The organism is Oceanobacter sp. 5_MG-2023, from assembly GCF_030548165.1.
In the GTDB taxonomy this organism is placed as follows: Bacteria; Pseudomonadota; Gammaproteobacteria; order Pseudomonadales; family Oceanobacteraceae; genus Oceanobacter.
Map to the genome: position 1 here is coordinate 1 of NZ_JAUORS010000028.1, position 13,012 is coordinate 13,012.

The following is a 13,012-nucleotide window of genomic DNA, read 5'->3' on the forward strand; positions in this document are numbered from 1 at the left end:
TGGAATTGGTAGACACGCTGTGTTCAGGTCGCAGTGAGCTATGCTCGTGGGAGTTCGAGTCTCCCCCTGGGCACCATTATTTTTCAGTAATGACCCTGTCGTTACCCTGTAAAAATAACGGTGCAGCAAGATGCAGGAAACACTGGCCGGAACAGTAACTCCGGGACTGGACATAACCAGTCAATAAAAATGCCCAGGTGGTGGAATTGGTAGACACGCTGTGTTCAGGTCGCAGTGAGCTATGCTCGTGGGAGTTCGAGTCTCCCCCTGGGCACCATCCTTTGTCCGAATCCGGACTGTCTTGATTTTCTTCTTACGTATTGTCCTTGTTTTTTATTGTCTGTTTTCCAGTGTTTGTCTACGCTTGGCTACCCCACGCCTGTCACACATCACTCCTCGACAATAAACGCCGACACGATACCATTAATGGCCCCAAGCAACGGACTCAAGTCAGCTCTTTGATGGCGGCGGTAATACCTTCAACCGTCAGCGGATACATTCGATTTTCCATCAGCTGCTGAATCATTCCGAGTGAGCCATAAGGCCCCCACCATCGTTGTGGTGTTGGATTCAGCCAAACGACATGGGGAAACCGCTGAGTAATACGTTGCAGCCAGACCGCACCGGCTTCGTCATTGTAGTGTTCGACGCTACCGCCCACATGGGTTACTTCGTAAGGGGCCATGCTGGCATCACCAACAAAGATAACCTTGTAATCACTGCCGTATTTATGCAGTACATCCCAGGTGCTGATACGTTCCTGATGGCGACGGTTATTGTTACGCCAGACGGATTCGTACACGCAATTATGAAAATAGAACCCCTCCATATGCTTGAACTCAGCACGGGCAGCAGAAAACAGTTCTTCGCACGCACGAATGTGTTCATCCATGGAACCGCCAACATCAAAAAAGAGCAACACCTTGACGGCGTTATGACGTTCGGGCACCAGTTTCAGATCCAGATAACCGGCATTCTGGGCCGTCGAGCGAATGGTGTCGTCGAGGTCAAGCTGGTCAGCGGCTCCCTGGCGGGCAAACTGGCGTAAACGACGCAGAGCCACTTTGATATTACGAATGCCGAGTTCAATGCTGTCGTCGAGATTGCGATAGTTGCGTTCTTCCCACACTTTAACAGCTTTGCGATGGCGGCTTTCGCCCTGCTCGATACGGATGCCTTCAGGGTTATAGCCGAATGCACCAAAGGCCGAGGTACCACCGGTGCCGATGTTCTTGCTGCCTCCCTGATGACGTTTGGTCTGATTTTCCAGTCGCTCCCGCAGGGCCTCAAGGATTTTATCGAGGCTGCCCAGCCCCTGCACTTCGGCTTTCTGGGCTTCGGTCATCACCCGCTCCAGCTCCTTGCGCAGCCAGTCATCGGGCAAGTCCAGTTCCTCCAGTGCTCCAGAGAAGGATTCCAGGCCACTGAAATAGGAAGCAAAGGCACGGTCAAAACGATCGTAGTATTTTTCGTCTTTGACCAGACAAAGCCGGGCCAATGCATAGAACTCGTCAGCATCGGCAAACACCAGCCCTTGCTGCAACGCCCGCAACAGATCAAGGTATTCCCGCACCGAAGCCGGAACACCGGCGGCACGAACGGTCTGGAAAAAATCAATCAGCACAATCAGCTCCGGCGGCGGCTCATAAAGGCGAGTTTTTCTAACAGTTGTACGTCTTGTTCATTTTTCACCAGCGCGCCGTGTAGCGGTGGGATTGCCTGAGTTCCCTGTTTGTTTTGCAGGGCATCCAGACCAATGTCGTCGGCCAGCAGAAGTTTGAGCCAGTCGATCATTTCAGAAGTTGACGGCTTTTTCTTCAAGCCTGGTACCTGACGCAGGTCGAAGAATACATCCAGTGCCGTCTGTACCAGCTCCTGTTTGATGTTGTCAAAATGCACATCGACGATACGCTGCATGGTGTCGCGATCAGGGAAGTCGATATAGTGGAAGAAACAACGCCGCAAAAAAGCATCGGGCAGTTCTTTTTCGTTATTACTGGTAATCAGAATAATCGGCCGGTGTTTGGCAACGATTTTTTCCTGGGTTTCGTAAACAAAAAATTCCATTTTATCGAGTTCCAGCAGCAGGTCGTTGGGGAATTCGATATCGGCCTTGTCGATTTCGTCAATCAGTAACACCACCGGCTTGTCGGCGGCAAAAGCTTCCCAGAGCTTGCCCTTGACGATGTAGTTCCGAATATCGTGCACCTGATCGGAACCCAGTTGGGAATCCCGTAGCCGCGACACCGCATCGTATTCATACAGGCCCTGATGCGCCCGGGTAGTGCTTTTGATGTGCCATTGAATCAGTTCGGTGCCCAGGGCATCGGCCAACTGCTCCGCCAGCATGGTTTTGCCGGTGCCCGGCTCACCTTTAAGCAGCAAGGGTTTTTGCAGTGTGATCGCGGCGTTGACCGCCATTTGCAGCTGTGGGGTAGCAATATAGTCGCTTGTCCCTTTAAAGCGGCTACTCGTGGGACTAGAATGTACATCAGTCATGCGAACTCTCCGGGGTTTCAGACATCGCAGTATAAAACACCTGCCTCTATTAAAAAGTCTCGCTATCACTCATGAAAATTATCAACCCTGCTGTGAATACCCCTGATCAGCATCCAACAAGTACTGGCCTGGATAGTTTTCAGAACAATTTCATATGGTTAAACATCACAAAGCAAAAAACCGTTACCTGCAATAGGGCCAGATCACCCTATCACTATGATTGTGCCTAATGTCCAACGATGACGCTGTCATAAAAATGTCATAATTGTCGGGGAGTATCCTCGATTTGTTTGTACCCGCATAAAACCAACCGGATGAGCCATCTCTGTATGAACGATACGACTGCAAACGCGTCATCACCTGAGCTGAGCAACAGCCAGCTCTCTCCGAGCAGCCACTGGCTGAACTGGCTTAAAATTGCCGGTCTTGTTTATTTATTGCTAGTTTCTGTCTCCATTATTGGAGGTGGCTTCAAACTGGCGGCCGGAGAGCACGCCAAAGAACTGTTCGATTTTGCCAGCAACCCGCTGACCGGCCTGATCGTTGGTACCATTGCAACCGCCTTGATTCAGTCATCCAGTACCGTCACGTCTATTATCGTTGGCCTGGTTGCCGGCGGCTTGCCAGTCAGCATCGCTATTCCCATGGTGATGGGCGCCAATATTGGTACAACAATCACCAACACCATCGTAAGCCTGGGTCATGTCCGCAAGGGTGATGAATTCCGCCGCGCCTTTGCCGCTGCCACCGTGCACGATTTTTTCAATCTGGTGTCGGTCGTGATATTCCTGCCACTGGAAATCATGTTTGGAGTGCTGGAAAAGATGGGAGGGTTTCTCGCTTCCCTGATGGTTGGAGCCGACTCCCTGTCGATGCATGGCTTTAACTTCGTCAAACCGCTGGTCAAACCTCCGGTGACCTTTATCCAGCAACAACTGACCTCCCTGGCACCTGATACCGCCTCTGGCATCCTGATGGTGGTTCTGGGTATTGCGACCATTTTTGTGGTGATCACCCTGATTGGCAAACTGTTGCGCTCCTTGCTGGTTGGTAAGGCCAAGGCGATTTTACACTCTGCTGTTGGTCGTGGCCCGGTATCCGGTATTGCTTCCGGCACCCTGATGACCATTCTGGTGCAATCCAGCTCAACCACCACCAGCCTGATTGTGCCGCTGGCCGGCAGTGGTGTTTTCAGCCTGCGCCAAATCTACCCATTTACTCTCGGTGCCAATATTGGTACTTGTATCACTGCTCTGCTGGCAGCGACCGCTATTACTGGAGTCAATGCTATTTTTGCGCTGCAAATTGCCTTGGTTCATCTGCTTTATAATGTTTCCGCTGTTATACTGATTTACGGTATTCCCTTATTGCGTAACATTCCATTGTGGGCTGCGGAACACTTGTCCATTGCTGCCTCTGCCAACAAAATCTATGTTGGTGTCTATATTTTGGGAATATTTTTTGTAACACCTCTGGTGCTGATTGGTGGCTGCCAGTTACTGGGTATTTAATCGGCATTTAAAAGAGTTGGCTATGAGCGAAAACAAACAAGAATTACAGCGTAAAATTGAAAAAATGGAACTGCGTCTGGCGGAGCTAAAAACCCGCCTTGCTGCAGTGGAATTGGCAGAACAGCACGAAGCCGTTGATCATCTTGATGAGTATCTGCAAGCAGTGGATCACGAATACGACAGCCTGCGCGCTTTCTGGCCTGTCGTGGTGCAAGAGTTTCGTACCCTGCTGGGAAAGAAACCCTGAGCCATTGGTAAGCGCTGCCCTTTCAGGCAGCGCCCAGGGTGTCCCCACTCACGCCCAACCAGTCAACACAGCCATCATCCGCTGCCTGGCTCTCATATAGTGGCCAGTGGCCGCTGACAGACGTGTCAGTCGTTTTCAAAGGCCGACAGGTCCAATACCTCTGCCGCCGCCCTGAAGGCTTCCTGAGTCGCTGGCGCTCCGCAATATGGCAAGCTGTGCAGCAACACTTCACGAATTTCCTGCGGCGTACAGCCGTTATTCAACGCCCCACGAATATGGCCTTTTAACTCAGCCGGCGACTTTAACGCCGTGAGCATGGCAATCGTAACCAGCGAACGTACATTACGCGGCAAACCATCACGCTGCCAGGTTGACCCCCAGGCATGTTCGTTAATCCAATCCTGCAAAGGCTCCGTCAGCGCTGTGGTATTTTGCTGCGCCCGCTGGACAAAATCTGCCCCCATAACTTCGGTCCGTACCTTGAGACCATTCGCCTTGCTCTGTTCCGACATAAACATTCTCCTGCCAGTCGTAAAACGGTGATAAGTATCAGAGCGTCAGATTATCAGGAAAGAAGATTCCCAGAACAATAAGGCCAGAAGATCAGACCTCACACCAGTACGACATGGATTGCCGCACCGGAGCAGGTGGCCACGGATCGCCCTGACGGGCAACCCGAGTGAGGTCTGGCAGACATAACGAGCACCCTACACCGCAGGTGGTACGCTTTGGTGAACGCGTTGGTGCCGCTCCCGGATTTTTTCCGGGTTCAGTAACATGCTGGCCAGTGCAGGTAGCAATACCAGAGCACCGAGCATGTTCCAGAGGAACATAAAGGTCAGCAGGATGCCCATATCAGCCTGGAATTTGATCGGTGACAGCATCCAGGTAGCCACACCGATCGCCAGCGTCACGCCGGTAAAGCTGACCGCCTTGCCGGTAGAACGCAGGGTTTCCAGATAGGCATCCTTCAGCGACAGGCCAGAAATCAGCAGCGCCTCCAGTCGGTTGTAAATATAGATGCCATAGTCAACGCCAATCCCTACTCCCAGAGCAATCACCGGCAACGTGGCGACCTTGACGCCAATTCCCAGCCAGGTCATCAATGCTTGCCCCAGTATCGAAGTCAGCGCCAATGGCAGCAGGATACAGGCGACCGCAGTCAACGAGCGGAATGTCAGCAGACACAAACTAAACACCACCACATACACAAAAATCAGCATAGTGTCTTGCGCATCGGCGATCACCTGGTTGGTGGCGGCTTCGATCCCGGCATTACCGGAGGCCAGCTGCAGGCGCATAGGCACTGCATCTATCTTGCCTTCGGCAATGGCATCCTGAATGGCGTCGGCCCGCATACCGAAGTACATCTCGTCCACCTGATCGTCGTATTCTGACTTGAAGGCTTCCACCGCATCCACCACGGTTTGTAACGTCTCCGCCTTGTGGTCGTTCAGATAGATAATCACCGGAGCCATGGAGCAGTCGGCATTCAGCAGCCCACCCGGTGCCCGCTGGATGGAGGTATTCAGAATGGTTTGGTTGCGCGACAGGGCGTACCAGTTAAGGTTGCCTTCATTCATCGCCTTGGTCACCAGCTTGGAGACCGTGACCAGCGACAAGGCAGACTGTACGCCGGGTACGTTTTCCATACGCCACATAAACCGGTCGAGCACATCCATCACCTTGAAGGTGTTACACATCTCGATCGGGGTTTCGGCCATCACCACCATCACGTCCGAACTGGTGGAATAGCTGGCTACCATAAAGTCGTTATCGAGGTTGTAGCGCGAGTCTGCCCGCAGTTCCGGCGCGCCCTTGTCCAGGTCGCCAATTTCCAGATCCTGGCTGTAATACACGCCAAACGCCCCCAGCACCACGGTCAGCGACAGCACCGTAACGGCGTAGCGTTTATCGGTAAAACGACCCAGCCATTGCCAGATCACCGGATTGGCTTTTTCGGCCTTTTGCGCCTGGGCAATACCGGCGGGACTGATGCCAATGTACGACATCACAATCGGCACCAGTACCAGGTTGGTCACGATGATCATGGCAACCCCGACCGAGGCCGCAATGGCCAGTTCCTGAATCACGCCGATATCGATAAACAGCAAGGTCAGAAAACCCATCGCATCACTGAGCAGCGCCAACATACCCGGCACATACAAACCGCGAAAGGCCTGACGTGCCGACGACATCTTGTCCAGCCCCTGGCCGGAATGAATGGCAATGCCATTGATCAGCTGCACGCCGTGACTGATACCGATGGCGAACACCAGAAACGGCACCAGCACCGAATACAGGTCGATACTGAACCCCAGCAGCGCCAGTGCTCCCAGCTGCCATACCACCGCAATCAGCGAAGCGGCAATCGGCACCAGCGTGCCTTTGGGGCAACGGGAATACAGATACAACAACACTGCCGTCATCAGCATCGCTGCCAGAAAGAAGTAACCAATGGACACGGCACCATCAAGCAAGTCACCCAGTTTTTTGGGCGTGCCGGTGATGTAAATGCGAATGCTGTCGGACTGGTAGTGATCGCGAATCCGCTCTTCGAGCTGGTGCGACAGCGCCTGATAACCAAGCTTTTCTCCCGTTTCCGGGTCACGCTCCAGCAGCGGAACATCGATCACCGTAGACACAAAATCGTTGGCGACCAGACGGCCCACCTGCCCTGATTTGAGAATATTCTGGCGTACTTGTTCGATACTGGCCGGACTGCCGTCATAATTGGCGGGAATCACCGGGCCACCCTGAAAGCCTTCTTCGGTCACTTCGGTCCAGCGGGTATTGGGTGTCCACAACGACTGCATGCCGGAGCGGTCAACACCAGTCACAAAAAAGACATCGTCGTTGATTTTACTCAGCGTTTGCAGATAGGCATCGTCAAAAATATCGCCATCGACGGCGGCCACGGCAATCTTGATATTGGCCATGCCGCTTTTCATATCATCTTTATGCACCAGATAATTCTGGATATAGGGGTGCTGCAGCGGAATGTATTTTTCGATGCTGGAGTCCAGCCTGATCTGGGTCAGGCCAAAGGCAAACACCAGCGTCAGCAGTGTCAGTACCATCAACACCAGCGAGCGATTGTTAAACAACACTCGCTCTAACAAGGGCTCTGTCTCTGGCGACAGAATAAAGTGTTCCGGCTCGGTCGAATAATGATGTTTCTGGGTCATGATTACTGCGCCTCCACAATTCGGGCAGCGCTGATCAGCTCACCACGACGATTAATACGCTGTATACCCACTTCACCCACCAGCACAAACCCCTCTTCGACGGCGGCCAATGCGGCAACCCCCTTGCGGCCTGCCAGGTTGATGATTTGAGTAGCCTGATTATCCAGTAATATCACGGTGCCTGAATTACCGACCAGTACCCGGCTACCGTTATCCATAGCCAGGCCCTGAAACAGGGTCTGTTCATTATCTAGCGCTAATTCGCGCCAGTGTGCCCCGGCATCGGTTGATTGAAACAGATGGCCTCGTAACCCCATCAAGGTCAGCTGATTCGCACTGCTGATCATGCCAAACAGTGAGCCATCATAAGGGGACTCCAGTGCTTGCCAGCTGTCACCGTTATCCGTGGATGTCAGGATCAATCCCATTTCGCCAACAATAAACAATTGGCCATACGCGGCCTGGGTCAGGCTGTTCAGGTGAGAACGTTCCGTTAATGGCAAGCGCGAGGTAAATTCGCTCCAGCTGTCACCGCCGTTATGGGTTTCAAACGCCATCCCGTAAGCCCCGACGGCCAGACCATGCTTATCATCAAGAAACAGCACGTCCAGTAACGGCTTGGTTGAGCCAATCGACACATCGTACTCAGCGTCTTCAACCGCAAACATGGCGGTTTCCAGCACGATTTCGGCTTCCTCGAGTGCCTCTTCGTCGCGCTCGTCAGTCTCTTCAAGGCTGGCCAGCGCTGCTTCCGCCTGACTTAACAAACGCTCAGAGGCTTCAACCATGGCGTCGTTGGCAACAAAACCATCCAGCTGCTTGCGCCAGTTCAGACCGCCATCCTCGGTTGCCAATATAATGCCGTCATGGCCGACAGCCCAGCCATGGCGTGCATCGGCAAAACTCACAGCGGTCAGGGTCACGCTGACAGGCACTTGTGCCTGTTGCCAGCTCGCTCCCTGATCATCGGAATACAGGATATGACCAAAAGCCCCCACTGCCACCAGCCGCTCACCGGCCTGGGTGATATCAAGCAGTAAGGCGGTATGGGCTTTTGCGCTGGTTTGCGCGGGGGTTTGCAAGGGATCGACCCATTGTGCCAATGCGGTCGTGGTCACCAGAGACAGGGTGACCATAAAGCAATATGCCTTGATCAGACGCATCAAGAACTCCGTTATTATTATGATGTTGATGGGACAGGCAAGCAGCTCTTTATGTGAACAAAAGGAACAACTCTATATCCTAATACTTGGATAATCGCATGCCTTGAAGAGTTTGCCAATACAGTAGCGCATTCAATAACAGTCCAGACCAGCCCGAATCCGGGCTGATTGATGCCTGGCGTAGCGGCTCTAGTGCCAACAAGAATAGTCGCGAATGCGGTCGTTCGCCGGGTTCATCCACCCGGATGGCAAGTCAATCGGCGTCGACCCTGATTACCTCAACCGGCAGATCAAATCGCCGGACGTCGTCCTGACCGGATTCCAACCCGGTGATGCTATAGCGGCCACTCGAAAGGTCATGAATCACAGTCGCCGCCGACAGTACCCCCGGCAGCTCATAGAAACTTTTCAGCAGCCCCAGACCGACCCGTTGTAACTGGCCATCGGCCCCATAAAAATCCGCCAGAGCAATCTGCCAACTGTCTTCATCTATATAATAGACCCGTTTGCGATAACGGTTACTGGCACCTTTTTTCAAGGTACCGTCCACCACCCAGACACGATGTTTTTCAAACCGCAGGGCGGAGCTGGCCAAATGCCCCGGCCCTAGCAAGGTGTCATCACCCAGGGTTTCAAAACGGTAATTGTTGTAAGGGATATACAGCTCGCGTTTACCCAACAGCAACCAGTGATATGACTGCGATGAACCACTGAACAAGGTAATGTCTTCTGTCCCCCGCAGGGTCGGGTCCCAGCCATCCGGCCAGGCACCTTGCTGACGACGATAGCCATACTCTCGCCCTTCTTTTACTTTCAATTGATCCGTGACCCGTAACAGCCCGGCTCCGATAGCGCTCCACTGGCGCTGGAACAAGGTCATGTTTTTGCGTTCGGTATGACCAGTACGCCGGTCCGGTTCACACTGTGACAGAGGCAAGAAACAACGCGATCGCTGCCAGTAATACAGGTAGTTTTCTTGCACCCGCCAACGGATAGCTTGCCGGTGCTGGCCAGATACCTGTATCTCACGCCATTGCGCCTGGAGCTGCTCCCCTTGCCAGCGAGCGGCATGGTTCCAGATGGCTTGCACACCACTGTCCGGTATCGGGAACGGAATGCCTCCCCAGGCATAATAAAACCCGGGGCCATCCCGACTGGTTTCGGTCCGAATAACGTTTTGGTAGGTTTGTTCGTACACCATATCTGGTGCAGCCGCGGTACGGCGAGAAGGATAAACCGGCAGATAAAAACTGTCGGGATAACGTTCCAATAGAGCCTGCAGGCCCGGAGTTACAAAAGAACGATAGTCTGGCAGATTGCCTGCCGCGATCCGAAACAACGCGGATTCTCCGGCAAAAGGGTCAATATGAGGCTGCCCTGCCCGCTGATAACCCAGCGGTGGCATGCGCAAGCCTCCCCGCCAGTCCGGGATATCGGTGCCGTTACCGGCTCGAGTGGCTCCCAGCGGGGTTAACTGCTCCGACAGGCTGCCGGCACGTTCCAGCCGCATGGCCAATGCGGCATCGTCCAGCTCGGCAGCAAGATAATCCGCAGGATAACTGACCTCAAGCGCCTGGACTCCCGGCGTCAGCCACCCCCATAACGGCCATGTTAATAACCACCAGCGCCACAAACAGGACATCCTCCAGCATCACTCAGACAACAACGCAGCGCCTGGCGGGTCAGGCCAGGCTTTTGCTCACGATTTCATACACATCACGGGACAGGTCTGGTTGCGCCGCAACCCGTTCCAACTGTTCTTTCATCTGTTCCGACAGTGCCGGTACCAAGCGTCGCCATTTGGTTAATGGTGTCAGCAAGCGTGAGGCAATCTGGGGGTTGGTGGCATTCAGACGAATAACGGCATCCGCCAGCAAGCGATAACCACTGCCATCCTGAGCATGGAAGTGACACAGCGCCTGATTGGCAAAAGCACCAATCACAGAGCGAATCTTGTTCGGGTTACGCCAGTCAAAGGCTTCGTGCTCCAGCAACTGCTGGATACGACTGAGTGTACCAAGATCGGCAGAACCGGCTTGTACCGATAACCACTGGTTCACCACCAGCGCATCGTTTTGCCATTGCTGGTAGAACGCTTCCAGGCTCTGTTGTGCCAGCTCGTCATCACCACTGCAAATCAGGGCCTGCAACGCCGCCATCTGATCGGTCATATTGTCGCTACTGCCAAACTGCGCCAATGCCTGACGAACTCCGGCATCGGACGCTACGCTCCAGTAACTCAGCGCCAGGTTTTTCAGCGTGCGGGCGGCCATTTGTTGTGGCTCTGGCTGATATTCGGCATGACTGAGCAGACGTTGATAGCAGGCAGCAAACTGTTCGTTCAGCGCCATCGCCATCGCCAGACGCACCCGTTGACGGCCAAGGTGAATCGCATGAGGGTCAACCTGATCGCTGAACTCAGCAATATAGGCTTCTGACGGCAAGGTCAGCAGGTAGCTGACCATGGCTGGATCAAGAGTATCGTCAGACAGCAGTTCGGCCATCACCTGACGAGCGTCCTCCGGCAGTTCAAATTCATCCAGACGGGCCTGGTCGATCCAGCCCAGCATCAGACGCTGACCGGCGTCCCAGCGGTTGAACCCATCACTGTCATGCTGCAGGCGGAACAACAAGTCTTGCGCACTTTGTTCAAACTCGACCTTGACCGGTGCCGAGAAGTCACGGAATAACGACAGTACCGGCTGGCTCTCCAGCCCGGAGAACACAAAGGTTTGCTCGGCTTCGGTCAAGTGCAGCACCTGGCTGGCTGCAGTCCAGGTTTCCATACCCGCGGCGTTCACCGAGGGGGTCACCTGTACCGGCAAATCCTGACCATTGGCATCAAGCAGACCCAGCTGTACCGGAATCCACATCGGCTGTTTGTTGGTTTGTCCCGGGGTGTCCGGGCATTGCTGACGCAAGGTCAGGTATAAGGCCTGCTCGTCGGCACGATAGTCAACCTCCGCGCTGACCACTGGCGTACCCGCTTGCTTGTACCAACGCTTGAATAAAGTCAGATCAATACCGTTGGCATCTTCCATGGCAGCAACAAAATCATGGATAGTGACGGCCTGACCATCATGGCGCTCGAAATACAGATCCGACCCTTTGCGAAAACCGTCGGCTCCGAGGATCTTGTGGATCATACCCACCACTTCTGCGCCTTTTTCGTAGATGGTTACGGTATAAAAGTTGGCGATTTCAATAAAGGAATCCGGCTGTACCGGATGCGCCATCGGGCCGCCGTCTTCGGCAAACTGTACCGTACGCACCATACGGGCATCTTCGATACGCTTGACTGTGGCGGAGTGCATATCCGCCGAGAAGCTGGCATCCCGGAACACAGTAAACCCTTCTTTCAGGCTGAGCTGGAACCAGTCGCGGCAGGTTACCCGGTTGCCCGACCAGTTGTGGAAGTATTCATGGGCGACAATGGCTTCGATACGTTGATAAGCGGCATCGGTGGCAGTGGCCGGGTTGGCCAGTACACAGGAGGAGTTAAAGACGTTTAAGCCCTTGTTTTCCATTGCGCCCATATTGAAGTCATCCACGGCCACAATCATAAAGATATCCAGATCGTACTCACGACCATAGACTTCTTCGTCCCAGCGCATGGAACGCTTGAGTGCGTCTAGCGCATATTCCGTCTTGTCGATATTCTGTGGTTCAACAAAAATTCTCAGGGTGACATCGCGACCACTCATGGTGGTGAAATGGTCTTCCTTGTGCAGCAGGTCTCCCGCCACCAGCGCAAACAGATAGGCCGGTTTACGGTGTGGGTCAAGCCAGCTTACCTGGCGGCGACCGTCGGCCAGGGTTTCGTCCGCGATACAGTTGCCGTTCGACAGCATTACCGGGTAACGCTCGCCGTCGGCAATAATATGGGTGGTGAACACCGACATCACATCCGGGCGATCCAGATAATAGGTAATACGGCGGAACCCTTCCGCCTCACACTGGGTACAGTACATGCCACCGGAGCGGTACAGACCTTCCAGCGCGGTATTCGCTGCCGGATCAATACGCGTCACAATGCTCAGCTGGTGCTGTTGTGCCAGACCGGTGATGGTTAATGAATCGTCGGTCACAGTGTAGGCATCCGCCGCCAGCGTGGTGCCATCCAGCGCCAGTTGCAGCAGCTCCAGCTGTTGACCCTGTAATTCCAGCACACCGGACTGATTGCCGGCGTTATTGGCTTCGAGCGTCAATACCGCGGTCACAACGGTGGCATCCTCTTGCAGCTCAAACGTCAGTTCCGTCTGGTTGATCCAGTATTCCGGCTGACAATAGTCTTTCAGGTAAATACTTTGGGGTTGGGCATCACGCATGGATATTTTTCCTTCTGAAGTCGGTTCACTCCGCCGCCCTGGCCATCGAATCATGAAAGGCCTTGTGATCAGGCGG

9 protein-coding genes and 1 tRNA gene are annotated in these 13,012 nt (G+C 53.8%); 3 read left to right on the plus strand and 7 right to left on the minus strand.

Annotated features, from left to right (window positions below; genetic code table 11):
* The first annotated feature begins 191 nt into the window (after positions 1–191).
* Positions 192–277 (plus strand) — tRNA-Leu (locus tag Q4551_RS14760).
* Between the two features lie 168 nt (positions 278–445).
* Here the strand turns inward: Q4551_RS14760 and Q4551_RS14765 are convergent.
* Together Q4551_RS14765 and Q4551_RS14770 are read right to left on the minus strand one after the other, a co-directional pair.
* Complete coding sequence (locus Q4551_RS14765) at positions 446–1,624, minus strand: VWA domain-containing protein (RefSeq protein ID WP_303434639.1); 1,179 nt, start codon at positions 1,622–1,624, stop codon at positions 446–448.
* 2 nt (positions 1,625–1,626) lie between these two features.
* Positions 1,627–2,499 (minus strand): MoxR family ATPase, encoded by an 873-nt coding sequence (locus Q4551_RS14770; RefSeq protein ID WP_303434640.1) that lies wholly within the window; start codon positions 2,497–2,499, stop codon positions 1,627–1,629.
* Positions 2,500–2,828: 329 nt separating this feature from the next.
* Between Q4551_RS14770 and Q4551_RS14775 the strand changes: the two genes are divergently transcribed.
* Together Q4551_RS14775 and Q4551_RS14780 are read left to right on the plus strand one after the other, a co-directional pair.
* Complete coding sequence (locus Q4551_RS14775) at positions 2,829–4,010, plus strand: Na/Pi symporter (protein WP_303434641.1); 1,182 nt, start codon at positions 2,829–2,831, stop codon at positions 4,008–4,010.
* A 22-nt stretch (positions 4,011–4,032) separates the two neighbouring features.
* Positions 4,033–4,257 carry a hypothetical protein gene (locus tag Q4551_RS14780; protein ID WP_303434642.1) on the plus strand — a complete coding sequence of 75 codons (225 nt, stop codon included), beginning with the start codon at positions 4,033–4,035 and terminating at the stop codon, positions 4,255–4,257.
* A gap of 125 nt (positions 4,258–4,382) precedes the next feature.
* Here the strand turns inward: Q4551_RS14780 and Q4551_RS14785 are convergent, their stop codons facing one another.
* The 5 genes from Q4551_RS14785 to pepN form a co-directional block, all read right to left on the minus strand.
* Positions 4,383–4,769 (minus strand): carboxymuconolactone decarboxylase family protein, encoded by a 387-nt coding sequence (locus Q4551_RS14785; protein WP_303434643.1) that lies wholly within the window; start codon positions 4,767–4,769, stop codon positions 4,383–4,385.
* Positions 4,770–4,964: 195 nt separating this feature from the next.
* The gene (locus Q4551_RS14790; protein ID WP_303434644.1) at positions 4,965–7,445 is read right to left on the minus strand and encodes an RND family transporter; all 2,481 of its coding nucleotides are present in this window, start codon (positions 7,443–7,445) and stop codon (positions 4,965–4,967) included.
* Positions 7,446–7,447: 2 nt separating this feature from the next.
* Positions 7,448–8,608 carry a YCF48-related protein gene (locus tag Q4551_RS14795; RefSeq protein WP_303434645.1) on the minus strand — a complete coding sequence of 387 codons (1,161 nt, stop codon included), beginning with the start codon at positions 8,606–8,608 and terminating at the stop codon, positions 7,448–7,450.
* Between the two features lie 253 nt (positions 8,609–8,861).
* Positions 8,862–10,241: a DUF1329 domain-containing protein gene (locus Q4551_RS14800; RefSeq protein ID WP_303434646.1), complete on the minus strand. Its 1,380-nt coding sequence runs from the start codon at positions 10,239–10,241 to the stop codon at positions 8,862–8,864.
* 49 nt (positions 10,242–10,290) lie between these two features.
* Positions 10,291–12,936, minus strand: coding sequence for an aminopeptidase N (pepN, locus tag Q4551_RS14805; protein ID WP_303434647.1), 2,646 nt, complete (start codon positions 12,934–12,936; stop codon positions 10,291–10,293).
* Positions 12,937–13,012 lie beyond the last annotated feature (76 nt).